Here is a 16,855-nt window from a genome sequence, read left to right on the forward strand (position 1 = left end):
CGGGCGGCTTCTGAAGCCGGAGGAGGCAAGGCGTCATGGGCGAGGCAGCGAGTCTCGAGTCGCGGGTACTCGCGCTGGAGGGGCAGATCGAGGAGTTGCGGCGCCGTGTGGGTGCGGTTGAATCGGTCCGGCGTTCGCCCGCACCAGCCACCGCGCCCCCGTGGGCGGCGGCTCCGCCGGAGGTCGAGCGCGGACAGGCCGCTGCACCGGTTGCTGGCGCGGTTGCGGCCGGCTGGTCGGGGTCATCGGTGCTGGCCAAGGTCTCCACGGTCTGCTTCCTGCTCGTCATCGCCCTCGGGCTGCGGACGGTCGCCGACAGCGGCGCGATCAGCCCGACTGCGGGCGCCTTCGCCGGTCTCGGGTATGCGGCCGCGCTGATCGTGGCCGGATGGGTGCTCTACGCGCGGCGCAGCGAGCTGGCGCCCGTCTTCGCGGTGTGCGGTGCGGCGCTGCTCTGCTCCATCGTCGTCGAGACCTACGCGCACTTCGGCTCGCTGCCGGGGACGGCGGCCTACCTTGCCCTCGGCGCGACGGCCCTGGCGATGACCGCGATCGGCGAGCGACACGGCACGCCGCTGCCGGGGACGATCGGCGTGCTCGGGGCAATGTTCTCCGGGATCGCGCTGAGCGTCCCGCACCCCGACTTCGGATCCCTTGCCGCGCTTCTGTTGTTCACGAGCGCACTGGGTGCTGCCGTGTCGCGCCGGCTCAAGGGCGACTGGATCGGGTGGACGGCCTTCCTGCTCTCGGCGGCGGTGCTCGTGGTCTGGGCCGTGCGCATCCGCGTCTCGCTCACGGGCGGTGACCCGGCCGGACCGCTCGCCGGCAGGCAGTGGTTCCCGCCGCTCGTGTGGGCGTACGCCCTCTTCTGGCTTGGCCAGTCCCTCGCGGGGCTGCTGCGTCCGCCGCGGCCGCTGCCCACCGTGCTCTCGCTGGTGCTGCCCTCGCTCGGGGCGGCCGTGGCGTTCCTGGCGGGCTTGCAGGTCGCCGCGGCGGAGGGAGACGCCCGGGCGCACGGCGTGGCCGGGCTGCTGCTGGCCGCGGTGCTCGTGGGCGTCGCCGCCTGGTCCGGCCTGCGCGCGGGCGGCGGCGCGCCCGCGCTCAACGCCTACGCGGTGGCCGCCGTCATCCTCTTCACCCTCGGCTTCTCCGCGGCCAGCGGCTCTCTTCTCGGTGCGCTGCCGCTGCTCTCGGTGACGGCCTTTGGCTTCGCCGTCCTCTCGGTGCGCTGGGAAAGCGGCGGTGCCCGCCTCGTGTCCTATCTGCTGCAGATCTTCGTCGCGCTGGCGCTGGCCGCCATCCTGCTCGGGGGGGGCACGGCGGAGACGCCCGGCATGGCGGCGCTGGCGTCCCTCGTCCTCGCCCTCGTCGCGCTCGGGCACTACCGCTGGTGCCGCCGCCACTCGCCGGCCGCGGCGTCGCTCGTCTTCCGCTTCCTTGGCGCCACCGACCGCTGCTCGCTGGCCCTGCTCACGGCCTCGCTCGCGGGGGGGTTCTTCCTGCTGCGCACGGCGGCCTTCCTGCTGCTCGGCGGCGGCGTGCAGTCGCGCGACGTCTTCCTGAGCGTGCAGTCGCTCGTGATCAACGTCGCCGGCGTGGCGCTCTTTGCGCTGGCGGCGCGCGGCCGCAGCCGCGAGCTTCGCACCCTGGCGGTGCTCGTGACCCTCGTCGGCGCGGCAAAGGTCTTTCTCTACGACCTGATCGCCGTCCACGGCGTCTCGCGGCTGGCGAGCGTCTTCTCGTTCGGCCTGCTGGCCGCCGTGGCATCGGTGGTGCTCGGACGCTGGCAGCGTCGCGAATCCCCATGAGGCGCGCGGTCGGCGTCGCGCCGATCGCAGCCGCGCTCCTGATCAGCGCGCTCGCGACGGCCGCGGACGCCGCGTTCAAGAATGTCGAGGTGGGCGCAAAGGCGCCGCCGTTTGCGCTGCAGGACGCGGACGGGAAGGTGCGGGAGAGCGCGGAGCTGCTGCGCGGCAGCGTTTCGGTCGTGGTGTTCTTCGCGACCTGGAGCCCGCGTTCGCGCGAGATTCTCGAGGATCTCGAGCGGCTGCGCGCTGAGGTCGGGGCGAAGCCCCTTGCCGTGATCGCGATCAACGTCGAGCACCTGGCGATCAGCGGGGCGGACCGCGCCGCCGCCCGGGCGCTTGCGGCGGACGCCCGAAGCTCTGCCACGCTCCTCTTCGACGACGGGCTTGTGGCGTTCGACGCCTACGGCACGATGGCCGTCCCGTCGAGCATGGTGGTCGACGCCGAGGGACGGGTGACCTACGCCCTGGCCGGCTATCCGATGACGATGCGCGCGGAGCTGGCCGACGCCGTGCGCAAGGCCCTCGGGCTCCCGACCTCGGCGGAGCTGCGCCCGGCGCAGGAGTACGTCCCGAAGAACCACGCCCTGATGTACTACAACTTCGGGCGGCGCCTGCTCGAGAAGGGACAGGACGAGAAGGCCGCGGAGCAGTTGCTCGTTGCCGTCGAGCGCGACCCGGAGTTCAAGAAGCCGTACCTCGAGCTGGGCCTGCTCCATGCGCGCCGCGGGGAGACGCAGAAGGCGCGCGAGTACTTCGTCAAGGCCCGGGAGCTGGATCCCAGGGACGCGGAGGCGGCGTACCAGGCGGCGATCTGGAACCTGCGCGCGGGGAGCTTCGAGGACGCCGAGACCATCTTCGAGCAGCTGACCGCGGACTACCCGGACCAGGGAGGCTACGTGCTCGGTCTCGCCCTGACCCGCAAACTTCTCGGTCGCGAGGCGGATTACCAGGCCGGCGTGGCGAAGGCGGCCGGCGTGCGGCCGCCCACGGCGCGCGTGCTCTACCACGTGGGCGCGGTCGCCGAGGCCCACGGCCTGCGCGAACTCGCCGCGGAATACTACCGCCGGTCATTGGAGTTGGCCCTGCGACCCGAGGCAGCCGGGACGCGATGAGCCCGATTTGGCAGCGAAAATCCATCATCGGGTATCGAGGGGGGTGGGGGCGGGGCGAGATTCCTGACGATACTTGACATAATCCAGCGGGAAAGTCATTATACGCGCCTTTGTCGACGCAACGTGGTAGAACATGGGAAGGCACGAAGGGCAGGGGGAGACCGAATGGACGCTGAGCAGCTGAAGTCCCTGGACACCCGGGGGCGATTCTTCAACTACGCCAACAACCCGATTACCATCGCCGGCGCGGTGATCGCGGCGATCTCGGCCGTGATCCTTCTGACCGTCGTCGCGATCAGCGCGATGGGCGGCCACCTCGGCCCCTACTCCGGGATCATGGCCTTCATGATTCTCCCGGGCGTCTTCCTGCTCGGCCTCGTGATCATTCCCGCCGGCATCTGGCTGCGCCGGCGCAGGTTGCTGGCCGCCCACCTCAGCCAGGAGGAGATCAATCGCTTCCCGCAGCTCGACTTCAACGACAACCACCTCCGGCGGGGTGCGCTCATCTTCCTGGCGCTGACCATGGGCAACGCGATCGTCTTCGCGACGGTCAGCTACCTCGGCGTCGAGTTCATGGAATCGCCGAAGTTCTGCGGCACGGTCTGCCACACGGTGATGCGGCCCGAATACACGGCCTACCAGGGATCGCCGCACTCGCGCGTGATGTGCGTGCAGTGCCACATCGGCCCCGGCGCCTCCTGGTTCGTCAAGGCCAAGGTCGACGGGCTGCGCCAGGTCATCGCGACGACGCTGAACACCTTCAGCCGGCCGATCCACTCGCCGATCGCCAAGCTGCGCCCGGCCCGCGAGACCTGCGAGGCCTGCCACTGGCCCTCCAAGCACATCGGCGACAAGCTCTACTCCTTCGTGCGCTTCGCCGAGGACGAGGCGAACACGCCGAGCTACAACGCGATGCTCGTCAAGACCGGCGGCGGCGACCTCGACACCGGGCGGCACGGCGGGATCCACTGGTGGCACATCTACTCCGACAACAAGATCCGCTACATCCAGGGCGACGAGCGCCGCCTCTCGATCGCGTGGGTGGAGCTGACGACGTCGCAGGGCGAGGTGCGCACGTACAGCCGCAAGGGGGAGAAGGCGCCGACGCCGGAGCAGATCAATGAAGCGCGGCAGATGGACTGCATCGACTGCCACAACCGGCCGACGCACCTCTTCCAGCGGCCGAACAAGGCGATGGACGACATGATCGAGCGCCGGCCGGAGCTCGCGAAACTGCCGTTCTACAAGCGCGAGGCGGTGAAGGCGATCACGGCCAAGCACGCGACGCACGACGGCGGGATGCAGGAGGTCAAGCAGGCGATCGTCGACTTCTACGCCAAGGGCTACCCGGCGGCGGCGAAGGACCTCGTCGCGAAGGGCGGCGACGCCGCGGCCGAGGTCTTCGGCAAGATCTCCTTCCCGGAGATGAACACCAACTGGGAGACCCACCCCAGCCACATCGGTCACCCGGACCCGACCACCGACGAGGGTTTTCCGGGGTGCTGGCGCTGCCATGACGACAAGCTGACGACCGCCGACGGCAAGCACACGATCCCGCAGGACTGCGACAACTGCCACACGTTCCTCGTCGAGGCCAGCCCGACGCCGCCGGAGTTCGCCAGCAAGTAGCCTGCCGCCGATTCGGCGCCGAGGAGAGGGCCCCCGCGGGCCCTTTCTTCGTTCCTGGGCGCCGGTTGACAGATCGCGTCGAATACCTTAATGCTAATCTCATGAATGTTCGCGCGACATGCGCCCTGCTCGTCGTCGTCGCCCTGCTCCAGCAGTTTGTGCCGCTCGTGCAAGTGATGCCCGTGATGGAACCCCGGCCGCCCGGCGGCGCTCCCGCCTTCCTCCGCACCCTTGACGTCTGCGACGACGGCGGCGACCGCCGCGTCACCCAGGAACAGCCGATCCTGCCCGCGCAGCCGATGCTCGCGGCCATTCCATCGCGGTGGGAGCTGGGACTCGACGGTCCGTCGCTCGCGCTGCCGGACGGCTTCCCGCGGCTGCCGCTGCGTCCCCCGCGCGCCTAGTCCTTCCCGGTTGCTGCCGATCTTGCGCATTGCCCCTGCGGCCCGATGGCGGGCGGCGGCGCGCACCCGTTGACCAGACTGGTGGGAGGGACTGTGCGATGAAGAGACTCGTCCTTGTTGCGATGATGATGTGGGCGTGGGCCGCCGGCGCCGCCGTGGCTGCCGAGACAGGCGCATCCGGCGCCACCGGCGGCGCGCCGGCCGGCGGAGAGCACGCGGGCTGCGGCTGCGCGGACACCGCTGTCAACCCCGGCTCGATCGAACCGATCTATCACACGCACGCGGCCGGCAGGTGGATGGTGAGCTACCAGTTCATGCGCACCGGGATGGACGGCCTGCGCGACGGGACGTCGGATGTACCGGTCGACGCCGTGAGCCCGATGGGCAGCGAGCCCTACGGCTACATGATGACGCCGACCAAGATGACGATGGACATGCAGATGCTCATGCTCATGTACGGCGCCACCGACCGCCTGACGCTGATGGCGATGGCCAACTACCAGAAGAACAACATGGACATGCTCATGAACATGGGCATGGGCAACAAGCCGCAGGACCCCATGCGCACGGAGGGCGTCGGGGATGTGGAGCTGCGCGCCCTCTGGCTGGCGGCGCACGGCCTGGTGGCCGGCGTCGGCGTGAGCCTGCCCAGCGGCTCGATCGACGAGACGACCACGATGATGCGCATGGACTTCCGCGCTCCCTACGACATGCAGCTTGGTTCCGGCAGCGTGGACCTGCGCCCGTCGTTGACCTGGGCGGGGGCGAGCGGTGACGGCCTCTGGGGCTGGGGCGGGCAGGCCGTCTACACCTGGCGCACCGCCGACAACAAGCACGACTACCGGCTCGGGGACGCCTTCCGGGCCGCGGGCTGGCTCGACCGGGCGCTGGGCCCCGTGCGCGTCTCGGCGCGCCTGGCCTACCTGACCGCGGGGCGCATCCGCGGGGAGGACGCCGGGATCGCGAAGATCCTCGACCCGGAGATGGGGGCGCCGACGCCGGACGCGGACCCCGGCAACTACGGCGGGCAGCGGCTCGACGGGACGCTCGGCGCGAGCGTCGGTTTCGGCGCGTGGCGCTTCGGCGTCGAGGGGGGCGTGCCCCTCTACCAGAACCTCAACGGCCTGCAGCTCAAGACGGAGTGGACGCTGGCCGCGGGGGTGCAGGTCACGCTGTAGCGCCGAGGCGCGCGCGCAGCAGGAAGGCCTGCCCGAGGGAGACGCCGCCGTCGTTCGCGGGCACGCGGGTGTTCGTGTGCCCGCGCAGCCCGCGGGCGGCGAGGCCGCGCTCCACCCCCTCGAGCAGCAGCCGGTTCTGGAACACGCCGCCGCTGAGAACGACGTCCGCGATGCCTGTCGCGCGGTGCAGCTTGCCGACCTGCCCGAGGATCGCCGCGACGACCGTCGCGTGCAGCCGGGCAGAGACGGTCCCGGGGCCGGCGCCGCCCTCCAGGTCCTCGAGCAGGCTCACGATCGCGGCGGAGAAGTCGAGGCGCGCCGGCGCGCCCGCGAGGATCGCGAAGTCGTAGGGCTCGCCGAGACGGCCCCCGGCGGCCGCCTCGAGCCGCATCGCGGCCTCGCCCTCGAAGGTGTTGCGGTCGCAGAGGCCCGCGAGCGCCGCGGCGGCCTCGAACAGCCGTCCGGCGCCTGAGCTCAGGGGCGAGAGCGCGCGATTGGCGCGCAGCCGCAGGACGTTCGCAGCCTCGGCCTCGCCGTGTCGCGCGAGCAGCGCGCGCACGGCGGCGCGCTCCGGCAGCATCCCGCCGCACGCCTCCGCCACGTAGCTCAGGGCCATGCGCCACGGGTGGCGGATCGCCCCCTCGCCGCCGGGAAGCGGCACGGGGAGGAACGACGCGGCGCGCTCGTACGAGCGGGCGTCGGCGATCAGGAACTCCCCGCCCCAGACCGTCCCGTCCGTGCCGTAGCCGGAGCCGTCGAGCGCGACGCCGATGACCGGGCCGGCCAGGCCGGTCTCCGCGAGGACGGAGGCGACGTGCGCCCAGTGGTGCTGGACGCCCCAGCGCTCGAGGCCCTGCTGCTCCAGCGCCCAGCGGGTCGAGAAGTAGCCGGGGTGCAGGTCGTGCGCGATCGCCGCGGGCTCGACGCGGTAGACCGCCTTGAGGTTGGCCAGCGTCTCGAGGAAGTACTCGAGCGTCTCGTGGTTCTCCAGGTCGCCGATGTGCTGGCTGACGAGCGCCGCGCCCGGGGTGGTCAGCGTGAAGGTGTTCTTGACCTCGGCGCCGCAGCCGAGCACGGCCGGCCCGGCGCCGGCGAGCGGGATCGCCCGCGGGACGTAGCCGCGCGCTCGCCGGACGTGGAGCGTTCGCCCCGCGACGCGGCGCACCACCGAGTCGTCGACGCGCATGAAGATGCCGCGGTCGTGGTCGAGAAAGGCGTCGGCGAACTGAGCCAGCGCGCGGTGGGCGGCCTGCTCGTCCCGGACGATGGGCTCCTCGGCCACGTTGCCGCTCGTCATCACCAGGGCGCGGAAGCCCGGGGTCGGGCCGGCCGCGCCGCCGCCGGGGGGCGCGCCGGACGGTGCGCAGAAGAGCAGCCGGTGCAGCGGCGTGTTCGGGAGCATGAAGCCGAGCTCGGCGGAGGCGGGCGCGACAGCCTCGGGGAGGGCGCACTCCGGCCGCCGCGCGAGCAGAACGATGGGCCGCTCGGGCGAGAGCAGCAGCGCCTCCTCCTCGTCGCTCACGACGGCGAAGGAACGGACCGTCTCCGCGTCCGGCGCCATGAGCGCGAAGGCCTTGTTGCTGCGGCGCTTGCGCTCGCGCAGGCGGGCGACGGCGGCGGGGGCGAGGGCGTCGCAGGCGAGCTGGTACCCGCCGAGGCCCTTGAGGGCGAGGATGCCGCCATCGCGCAGCAGCGTCACGGCGGCGCGCAGCGCCTCGCGCCCGCGCGGGGCGTCTCCCATCGCGACAGGCGTCCCCGGCGCGACACGCCGGAAGGTGACGGTCGGCCCGCACGCCGGGCAGGCGTTCGGCTGCGCGTGGAAGCGGCGGTCCGCGGGGTCGGCGTACTCGCGCGCGCACGCGGCGCACAGGGCGAACGGAGCCATCGTCGTGTTGGGCCGGTCGTAGGGAACTCGCAGCGTGATCGAGTAGCGCGGGCCGCAGTTCGTGCAGTTGATGAACGGGTACGCGTGCCGCCGGTCCGCCGGGTTCTCCAGCTCGCGCAGGCAGTCGGGGCAGGTCGCGATGTCCGGCGAGAGGTCGGTCGAAGCGCCGGCCTCGCGGCTGGGAAGGATCAGGAAGTCGGCGTCGCCGCGCGCGGGCACCGCGGACTCGGCGACGGCGGCGATCCGCGCCAGCGGGGGAGGTGCCGCCCGCAGCGCGCCGGCGAACTCAGCGGCGCGCGCGCCCTCGATCTCGATCTCGACGCCGGCGGAGGAGTTGCGCACGAAGCCGGCGAGGCCCAGCTCGCGCGCGAGGCGCCAGACCGTCGGCCGGAAGCCGACGCCCTGGACGACCCCGGTGATCTCTAGGCGGAGGCGCGGAGCCTGCCCTCGAGCCACGCGTACCAGCCTTCCAGCCCCGCGCCGGTGCGCGCCGAGACCTCGAAGACCTGCAGGCCGGGGTTGAGCGCGAGCGCATCGCGGCGGATCTTCTCGAGGCTGACGTCGAGGTGCGGCGCCAGGTCGACCTTGTTCACGAGCAGCGCCTCGCACTCGCGGAACATGCGCGGGTATTTCAGCGGCTTGTCGTCGCCCTCGGTGATGGAGAGCAGCATGACCTTGGCGTCCTCGCCGAGGTCGAACTCCGCAGGGCAGACGAGGTTGCCGACGTTCTCGATCACCAGCAGGTCGATCGCACCCAGCGGCAGCTCGGGGAGGACGGACTGGACCATGTTCGCGTCGAGGTGGCAGCCGCCCGCGGTGTTGATCTGGATCACCGGCACGCCGAGCGCCGCGATCACCTCGGCGTCGTGGGTCCCCTGGATGTCGCCCTCGATCACGCCGAAGCGCATCCGCGCGCCGAGGTCGCGGATCGTGCGCGCCAGCAGCGTGGTCTTGCCGGCGCCGGGGGACGACATCACGTTGACCGTCCTGATCCCCTGCTCGTGCAGCGTGCGGCGGTTCTCGTCGGCGATGCGGGCGTTCGCCTTGAGGATGTTGGTGACGACCTTGACCTTCATGGCTCCCCCTCCAGGTCCAGCACGGCAAGCTCGTCGCCGGTGGTGATGCGGAAGCTCCCGCCGCCGCACAGCGGGCAGGCGAGAACATAGGGCTCCGGGCTGGTGAACTCCCGCCCGCAGTCCTCGCAGCGTCCGCCGATCGGCACCTCCTCGATCGCCAGCGTCGCCCCGGCCGCCGGGGTGCCGGCCTTCGAGCACTCGAAGGCGAAGCGCAGCGCGTCCGGCAGCACCCCGGTGGCCCTGCCCACGCGCAGCCGCACGGTGTCGACCCGCGCAAGGCCTGCCTCCACGGCTGTCGAGCGCACGATGTCGAGCACGGAGAGGGCGATCGAGAGCTCGTGCACGGCGGTTGCGCGGAGGGTGACCGGGGGCTCTCAGCCCGCCGGCTTGGCGGGATCGTCGCCCCAGGCGATGGTGCCGCGCGCAAAGATCTCGCGGAATTCCTCGGGGACCTCGTCCGGGCTCTCGCCGGCGACCCTGGCGGCGTCGATGAGGCGCCCGAAAAATTGCAGGGACTCCTCCGCGGTCTCGCGGTCGACGGTCTGCATCGCGAACCCGGCGTGGACGAGCACGAAGTCGCCGGGCGCGACCTGCTCGGGCAGGAGCATCAGGCTCGCCTCGCGGCGTGCGCCGCAGACGTCGACGACAGCGGTGATGCCGTCAGTGGAGACCACGCGGGACGGTATGGCGAGGCACATGGTGGACGATTATAGCCGAGGGGGTCGGGACTGCCTAGCGCCGAAAAGGGAACGGCCAACCCCGCCCGGGTCAGGGCAGGGGTTGGCCTTCGAACGTTCCAGTTCGCGCTGGGATGTGCTACTTGCCGTATCCGCCGGTCGCCGGCGCGGCCTCCGCAGGGGCGGCAGCCGGAGCCGTCGTGGCGGTCGAATCCGCAGCAGGCGCGGCCGGGGCGGCCGCAGCAGCCGGGGCCTCGGCGGCCGGAGCGGCAGCAGTCGGAGCTGCAGCAGCGTCCGCAGCCGGGGCAGCCGCGGGAGCCGCAGCTTCAGCGGCCGGAGCGGCGGCCGGAGCCGCAGCGGCGTCCGCCGGGGCTGCCGGCGCCGCCTCTTCCGCGAGGGAGAGGCTGGCAGCGGCGAGGAACACGGTGAGGACGGACATCAGGACAGCGAGGAACTGCTTCTTCGTGGCACCCATGTGACCTCCTTTTTCAATTGGCACCCAAATCATTCTTGCGCCAAATACCGGGACTGTCAAGTATTGGCAGACGCGCGTTGAGAGACGACCGGATCAGCGGGAGGGACGTCGTCCGTTTGCCGGCGCAGCCGCGCTCGACTCCGCGCGCAGCGCGCGGCGCGGGACGTTGACCTCGGTCGAGAGCAGGAGCTGCGGCGGCAGGGCCTGCGCGCCGAGGAGCCGCACCTGGATCTCCAGGCCGCGCGCGACGGTCCGCAGCTCGCGGGCCGACAGCGACTCCAGCCCGGCAAGCAACATCTCCGAAGGGACGGCCGGCGGCCGCTTCACCAGGGCCTTCCCCGTCTGCGTCAGGCCGACGTTGACCACGCGACGGTCGCCGTCGAACCGCTCGCGCACCGCGAGCTTCTTCGCCTCGAGGCGGTCGAGGATGCCGACCACCGTCGACGGGTGCAGGTACATGCGGGCGGCGAGTTCGGAGACCCGCACCGGCCCGTGCTCGGAGAGGACCTTCAGGGCCCAGAGCTGCGGGATCGTCAGCCCCTCGATGTGCTTGGCGACCTTGGAGCGGTCGTTGATCGCCTTGAAGACGCGCCGCAGGTTGTCCATGATGCCTTCGATGAGCTTCGCCTGGGCGGCCTCCGGAGACGTCGACTGCGGTTCGGGCACTGAGCGCTCCCCTTTCCTCGGCCCATAATGCACCAGAAGCCTCATGACGGCAACGTGGGGGGCGCGGGCGTTCGACCGACAGTGCCCGCGCGGCGGGGACAGCGTGCGCGCGCCCCGCGCGATCAGAGCCGGGTGCAGACGATCTTCGCCAGCGCGGCGAGCTGGTCCTGCGTGAGGAACGCCTTCCCGCGGTTGGCGAAGTCGTCACCGCTCATCATCCGGAAGGCGGCCGTGCCCTTGCGGAACGCGAGGGCCGTGCCGCCGAGGTACGAGTAGGCCTCATCCCCGACGCCGGCGACGGGGATGAGGTCGGTCGCCGTCGCCTCGAGCGTCGACCGCAGCGTCCCGGCGCCGGTATCGAGTCGCGAGAAGACCAGGACCTTGAGCCCAACCAGCTCGCCGAGACGGCGCCCGCCGAGGTCGCGCCGCTCCCTCTCGGCCTGTTCCTCCTTTTCGGCCGGGCCGGGCACCTTCTCAAAAGTCAGCCGTTCCGCGCGATTGTCGTCCGGCGGGGCGAGGGTGACGCCCTTGAGGCCGATCGTCTCGAAGTCCTCCGTCCGGAGAAGGTTCCCGAGCAACGCGGCGCCGGCCTGCGACGGCGCGGCCGCGACGAGCGCCGCGAGGACGAGTGCCAGCAACACCGCCGCGCGATTCATCCTCAAAACGCCCCCGTCACAACCTTCCCGGCACGCTCGTAACTTGCGAAGATGACACCACTCGGCGTCTGCTCCGAGTGCGTAAGCCTGAACGCCGCCGGAAGGGTCCCTTCGCCGAAGAGACGCTTGCCCATGCCGAGGGTGATGGGGAAGGTCTTGAGCCACAGCTCATCAACCAGGTCCTGTGTGAAGAGCGTTTGGAGGAGCCGGCTGCTGCCGTAGACCTGAAGATCAGGACCTTCCTGCTGCTTCAGCCTCCGTATTCCCTCCGGGACGTCACCTGTGATGAACACGGTGTTGTCCCAGAGCGACTCGGTCTGCCTGTCCGAGACCACGTACTTCGTCGCCGAATTGATGCCCGGCCACCCGCTCTCGTGTGCCGGCCAATACGAGGCGAATATCTCGTAGGTCCGTCTTCCGAGCAGGAGAGCACGCGTCCTGGTCATCTGTTCCTGCATGATGGCGCCAAACCGCTCGTCGGCATACGGCACAACCCAGCCGCCATGGGTGAACCCGCCATCGGTGTCTTCCTGCGGTCCGCCCGGCGCTTGAATGACCCCGTCGAGGGTGACAAATTCGAGGACGATGACTCTTCGCATGGGTGTTTCTCCTGTGTGCGTCAGCCAAGGGGCCCCGGGCAAGCGTGCGTCAACCGCGCCACGCAGTCTCGATTGCGGCGATGTCGATCTTCTTCATCAGCAGCATGGCGTCGAACGCGCGCTTGGCCGCAGCGCGATCGGGGTCGGTGACAGCTCTGGTCAAGGCAATCGGCGTGATCTGCCACGACAATCCCCATTTGTCCTTGCACCAGCCGCACGCGCTCTCCTGCCCGCCATTGTCGATGATCGCGTTCCAGTAACGATCCGTCTCGGCCTGATCGGCGGTGGCGACCTGGAACGAGAATGCCTCACTATGCTTGAACGCGGGTCCGCCATTGAGCCCGATGCAGGGAATTCCCATCACAGTGAACTCGACCAGCAACACATCACCTTTCTTCCCGGAGGGAAAATCTCCCGGGGCGCGGTGCACCGCGCCGACGGACGAATCAGGAAAGGTCTCGGCGTAAAAGTGCGCCGCGGCCTCGGCTGTTCCGTCGTACCACAGGCAAATCGTGTTCTTGGCTGGCTTCATCATGTCGCTTCTCCTCTGCCATGAGTCGCCGAACGCAGCGTGTGGCTCCCTCGCGACCGCGGTTCGCGGGCTATGGGGTATCGCTTGTCTTTGCAGCGGACCAGCAACCTCCCCGGCCTCCGCCACCGGTAATAGTGCCTGACATGGCATTGCCGCTTTCGAGGGTTCCAACGAGGATGTCTCCCAACGATTCGGTGAAGTCCAATGTAATTCCATTCCCTTCGCCCCGCCACCTCCCGGCATTGCTGTCATTGGCGGTGACCGTGCCATCTGCGGATATATGGAGGACGCCGGTGAAGGAATGACCAGTACATCCATAGTCCCGGCGTGCTGCCCAAGTGCCGACAACACGTGCCTCATCGTTGTCATCACCACTTCCCGCGCAGTTCGCAACGCCACAAGTAAGAGCCATGACGAGCAGAAGAAGTCGGATGCTCCTCATTCCCTTCTCCTCTCCCATTGCAACGCCTGGTTGGGCCGTCTTTCAGTCTTATGTACAACACAGATGACACTTCTCCATCTCAACAACTCGATATTGTTGAGAGCCGGCCTTTACTACCCTATTGATATTTGTTGAACTCGTACTTCTCGGCCAGGTTTGCCTTTTCTTCCGGGGACAGAGAAGTGAAGTAGCCTTTCCAACCGGGACAGAAGTTGATATGCCAACGCCAGAGTCGCCCAAGTAGCGATTTGGGGTTGTTGTCATACTTTGCCCGAAAGGCACAGTGTGCACATCTTTGCTCAGCCATTCATACGCTCCCTGATAGAATTGTTCTTCGACTGCCACTGTCGTTGGCCCAACGTAGCGTCTGGCCGCGGGGCGGGATGGCGCGTAGCTGTGCTACGCACAGACCGTGACAGACCGTCGGCTACAAGGCCTGGTTATGCCATCCCCATGATATCGCTTTCGACGCTGAGCATTGGACAGAATTCGTATTGGAGATTTCTAACGAATTGAAGAAAAGAAAAGACAAATCGCGTCCACAACACACAGGACGAAGGAAACGATGGCTGTTTTGTGCCACAATCTCGCTTGTTCCCTTGCGTCCTGGAAATAGTCCTTCAATAGACTTCCGGCTGCCAAGAAGAGAAACATCCACAATCCAAAGAAACTGGCTACGCCGACGAAATCCCGTGCACTCTTTGTCAATCCTCTCACTCCAGAGCACCAGGCTCAATCCGATTGTGAGACGGGTTCAGGACACGTCCACAGGCTAGCCAAACCCCTTAGGAATAGCAAGAATCACACGTCCGGCGACGACTTCGGTGATGGCAGGCATAGTTCTTCTCTTCTTGTGGCATAACGTAGCGTTTAGCCGCGAGACGGGCTGGCGCGGGCTGTGCTCCGCACAGACCGTGACAGACCGGATCGGCTACAACGCCTGGTTAGGGCATATCTTCAATGTCCGTACACTTTTGCCACATGAAGCCCGGGAGTAGCATTAGACCTAGATCGTAGGTTCTTTCATCGATTTGCTGGGCGACAAAGGCACCAAGAAGCGCCCCCACGGCCGTCGTGGCGAAAAGCTCCCATCGATTTGACCACCCAGCCAGGACGGGTTCGGTAAGTTCTTGATGTCGGTAGTCGGCGATCACCTGGAAGTGAGCGCGCGACCACTGCTCGGTGGGTGCATGAATGGAGAAACCGACGAAGGCTGGCTTGATTGCCAAATCGTCTTCGGGATTCGGTGAATCAACGCGCCGGGCAGACGCAAGCAAAGTAGGCCACTGGGCCAGGACGTTTTCGAAGATCATCTTAGGCTCGAGCATTGATATCACATTTCAGCTTAGTGCCCTAACGTAGCGTTTAGCTACCGGCGCGCTTGCGGGCGCCTTGGAACTTGCCTTTGCCTCTGCACACTGAACGGTAGCCCTCTTGCAAGCGTGATCGGTCAGCTACAACGCCTGGTTAGGCGTTCCTCCTCCGTGATTCGGATGGGAATCGTGATGAGCCGTGGTGAGAGGGGAGACGCACATCATGGACGTCGTTACTCTTGATCACGACTTTGAATGACTGGCTTGTCGTAATGTTTCGAATAGTCTGTTCTTGATCCAGAGTTTCGAGACTGATTTCAAGCTCATGACCCAATTCAAGGTTGTGTGTCGTATTCCCTTGAAGGACGACCAATATGGAGTTGTCAGTGATCGCGCTGGCGTAGTTGAGCTCTCGATTGATCTTGTTGACGATGGCTTTCATTATCTGTTCTTTCGCCTAACGTAGCGTTTAGCCGCGGGCCGAGATGGCGCGGGCTGTGCTCCGCACAGACCGTGACAGATCGGATCCGTCGGCTACAACGCCTGGTTAGCTCTCCTTTTCCTCTTCATCTTCCTCGCGACACCTGTAATGCGATAACTCGATGTCCAGACCCGTGGGTGCAGCAGCCCGGATGAATTTTGCGGGCAGGTAATCGGAGTAGGCCGCCCACTCGTCACGCATTTCAATCCCGAAGTCCAGTACCGCGTATTCCACGCCGGGGAATGCTGTCATGGCTTCTAGGGACGCGCCGTGTTCTTCAAGGAATGCCGTTGCGTCTTCAATTTGTCGTTCGAATTCGTCAAGGTCTGCTTGGCTGACGTCAAACGCTGCGCCACTATCCGTGAGTATCTTCTTCTTGACTCCATGTACATCGCCCTTACACCAAGTACGATAGGGCGTGAAGGGTAGCCGCTTGAGCAGAGCACCAACGTCCAACTCTTGGCCACCGACTCTAAGAATGCATGACATGTCTCTTCTTTCTCAGAGCTAACGTAGCGTTCAGCCGCGCGCGTCAGCGCGTCGGCTGCAACGCCTTGTTGGAGTGCTTTCCATCCTTTGTTCTTGCGCTGTCATAGATGAGTTCTTGACCAACCCTCAGCCCATTGGGACCACTCAAGGTATTCTGACGGATGATCTCTTCGGCTTCAGTGGAGTACTTGGTGGATATTCGTTCAACAGTCTCCCCAGACTGCACAACATGGCGCCATGAGACGTGGGCAGCTGACAAGGAAGACAGAGCGTCGGGATTGAAGTCTACGGTATCAATAGATTGTCCAGCTTCTGCATCCTCTTCAGTTTCGAAGATCGACGACGACGTATAGGCCAAGACATATCTCGAGCCGTCCCAGAAGTGAATGGCTCCGGCGTACCCGTCAAATCGCGACTTGTCCTGCTGCATGTGCCATCCCCGAAATATCCGATATCTTCCGTTAAACTTTGGCCCGCCTGTTACGACTTCGGCCCATGTCCCTTCACTATCGAACAGAAGCACGAGCCTATTGTCCCGCATTTCAAACAGATAGTTGTACCTGATCGCCCAGGATCCAGACCCGCCTCCAGGAGAGAATCGATAGACGGGGCTTCCATCACCAATGTCGACCGTCGAGAATTCGGCCCCAGGATCAAGGCTGTACTCGCGAAAGACTATGGATGCCACCTCTTCGGGGTTGACGCATTCAACTTTGCTGAGAACGTACTGGACCTCCTGCGGAGTCACAGAAGACAGGACGAGCGAGTCAGGGCAAAGGAGTCCGACACACACCAAGACCATGACAATCAACGATTGCCTACTCAGTGTCATCGTTCTGCACTCCAACGTAGCGTTTAGCCGCGGGATGGGATGGCGCGGGCTGTGCCCCGCACAGCCCGTGACAGACCGGATCCGTCGGCTACAACGCCTGGTTGGCCATTCCTATTCCCATCGACTTGTCTTCTGCACTCCATTACGACCTCTTCTGGGATTGTTCTTCTTGCTGTCCATACCAGGAGAGGCAAAATCAACAGATCGTCGAGGTGGCCAAGCACTGGAATAAAATCAGGAATCAGATCAATAGGTGAGATGGCATAGGCGATCGCGATGCTGAGAATTATTCGTGAAATCCTTGGGGTGAGCGGATGGCGCATGACAAGCCGGTAGACCTGTATTTCTGTTTTGAATAGAGCAAGGAGTGATCGAGATCTTTCGACGTATTTCATGCGTGCTCGAGACTCCGGTGGTGGTGAAGCAGTTTCAATAGTATTTTTCATTTATTGTTCAGGCCAACGTAGCGTTTAGCCGCGGGCGCGCTTGCCGGCCCGGACTGGAACGCTTCAACTCACCTCAGCACTTGCATCTGAGGGCCGATATGCAAGCGTGATCCGTCGGCTACAACGCCTGGTTCGATGGTCATCCTCTCTTCTTC

General features: G+C 66.6%; 19 protein-coding genes. 5 read left to right on the forward strand and 14 right to left on the reverse strand.

Translation table 11 applies throughout. The features are described 5' to 3' along the window. The first annotated feature begins 35 nt into the window (after positions 1-35). The 5 genes from VI078_10010 to VI078_10030 all read left to right on the forward strand — a co-directional run bounded on the left by VI078_10010 (position 36) and on the right by VI078_10030 (position 6,131). Positions 36-1,808 (forward strand): hypothetical protein, encoded by a 1,773-nt coding sequence (locus tag VI078_10010; GenBank protein HEY5999617.1) that lies wholly within the window; start codon positions 36-38, stop codon positions 1,806-1,808. Next, positions 1,805-2,920, forward strand: coding sequence for a redoxin domain-containing protein (locus VI078_10015; protein ID HEY5999618.1), 1,116 nt, complete (start codon positions 1,805-1,807; stop codon positions 2,918-2,920). Before VI078_10010 ends, VI078_10015 begins: the two co-directional genes overlap by 4 nt. A 165-nt stretch (positions 2,921-3,085) precedes the next feature. Beyond that, positions 3,086-4,549, forward strand: a complete 1,464-nt coding sequence (locus VI078_10020; GenBank protein HEY5999619.1) for a NapC/NirT family cytochrome c — start codon at positions 3,086-3,088, stop codon at positions 4,547-4,549. 101 nt (positions 4,550-4,650) lie between these two features. After that, positions 4,651-4,953 (forward strand): hypothetical protein, encoded by a 303-nt coding sequence (locus tag VI078_10025; protein HEY5999620.1) that lies wholly within the window; start codon positions 4,651-4,653, stop codon positions 4,951-4,953. Positions 4,954-5,051: 98 nt separating this feature from the next. Next, positions 5,052-6,131, forward strand: coding sequence for a hypothetical protein (locus tag VI078_10030; protein ID HEY5999621.1), 1,080 nt, complete (start codon positions 5,052-5,054; stop codon positions 6,129-6,131). On the opposite strand, the gene hypF is transcribed toward VI078_10030, so the two are convergent. From hypF to VI078_10100, 14 genes are all read right to left on the reverse strand, one after another. Next, positions 6,121-8,472, reverse strand: a complete 2,352-nt coding sequence (hypF, locus tag VI078_10035; GenBank protein ID HEY5999622.1) for a carbamoyltransferase HypF — start codon at positions 8,470-8,472, stop codon at positions 6,121-6,123. The genes VI078_10030 and hypF overlap by 11 nt on opposite strands. Continuing rightward, a complete protein-coding gene (gene hypB, locus VI078_10040) occupies positions 8,439-9,092 on the reverse strand; it encodes a hydrogenase nickel incorporation protein HypB (GenBank protein HEY5999623.1) in 654 nt (217 codons plus the stop codon). The genes hypF and hypB overlap by 34 nt, the downstream gene beginning before the upstream one ends. Further along, positions 9,089-9,436, reverse strand: coding sequence for a hydrogenase maturation nickel metallochaperone HypA (gene hypA, locus VI078_10045; GenBank protein ID HEY5999624.1), 348 nt, complete (start codon positions 9,434-9,436; stop codon positions 9,089-9,091). The genes hypB and hypA overlap by 4 nt, the downstream gene beginning before the upstream one ends. A gap of 30 nt (positions 9,437-9,466) precedes the next feature. Further along, entirely contained in the window at positions 9,467-9,790 is a 324-nt protein-coding gene (locus tag VI078_10050) for a HypC/HybG/HupF family hydrogenase formation chaperone (protein HEY5999625.1), read from the reverse strand. Between the two features lie 118 nt (positions 9,791-9,908). Beyond that, positions 9,909-10,244, reverse strand: a complete 336-nt coding sequence (locus tag VI078_10055; protein ID HEY5999626.1) for a hypothetical protein — start codon at positions 10,242-10,244, stop codon at positions 9,909-9,911. Positions 10,245-10,337: 93 nt separating this feature from the next. After that, a complete protein-coding gene (locus VI078_10060) occupies positions 10,338-10,910 on the reverse strand; it encodes a MarR family transcriptional regulator (GenBank protein HEY5999627.1) in 573 nt (190 codons plus the stop codon). Positions 10,911-11,032: 122 nt separating this feature from the next. Next, the gene (locus tag VI078_10065; protein HEY5999628.1) at positions 11,033-11,551 is read right to left on the reverse strand and encodes a hypothetical protein; all 519 of its coding nucleotides are present in this window, start codon (positions 11,549-11,551) and stop codon (positions 11,033-11,035) included. 17 nt (positions 11,552-11,568) lie between these two features. Further along, positions 11,569-12,165 (reverse strand): dihydrofolate reductase family protein, encoded by a 597-nt coding sequence (locus tag VI078_10070; protein ID HEY5999629.1) that lies wholly within the window; start codon positions 12,163-12,165, stop codon positions 11,569-11,571. 49 nt (positions 12,166-12,214) lie between these two features. Further along, positions 12,215-12,700 (reverse strand): VOC family protein, encoded by a 486-nt coding sequence (locus tag VI078_10075; protein HEY5999630.1) that lies wholly within the window; start codon positions 12,698-12,700, stop codon positions 12,215-12,217. Positions 12,701-13,257: 557 nt separating this feature from the next. Beyond that, positions 13,258-13,446: a hypothetical protein gene (locus VI078_10080; GenBank protein HEY5999631.1), complete on the reverse strand. Its 189-nt coding sequence runs from the start codon at positions 13,444-13,446 to the stop codon at positions 13,258-13,260. 637 nt (positions 13,447-14,083) lie between these two features. After that, positions 14,084-14,452: a hypothetical protein gene (locus VI078_10085; protein ID HEY5999632.1), complete on the reverse strand. Its 369-nt coding sequence runs from the start codon at positions 14,450-14,452 to the stop codon at positions 14,084-14,086. Positions 14,453-14,999: 547 nt separating this feature from the next. Further along, complete coding sequence (locus VI078_10090) at positions 15,000-15,422, reverse strand: hypothetical protein (GenBank protein ID HEY5999633.1); 423 nt, start codon at positions 15,420-15,422, stop codon at positions 15,000-15,002. Positions 15,423-15,465: 43 nt separating this feature from the next. Next, positions 15,466-15,852, reverse strand: coding sequence for a LysM domain-containing protein (locus tag VI078_10095; GenBank protein ID HEY5999634.1), 387 nt, complete (start codon positions 15,850-15,852; stop codon positions 15,466-15,468). Between the two features lie 425 nt (positions 15,853-16,277). Further along, a complete protein-coding gene (locus tag VI078_10100; protein HEY5999635.1) occupies positions 16,278-16,700 on the reverse strand; it encodes a DUF1232 domain-containing protein in 423 nt (140 codons plus the stop codon). Positions 16,701-16,855 lie beyond the last annotated feature (155 nt).

Source organism: bacterium (assembly GCA_036524115.1).
GTDB lineage: Bacteria > JAUVQV01 > JAUVQV01 > JAUVQV01 > DATDCY01 > DATDCY01.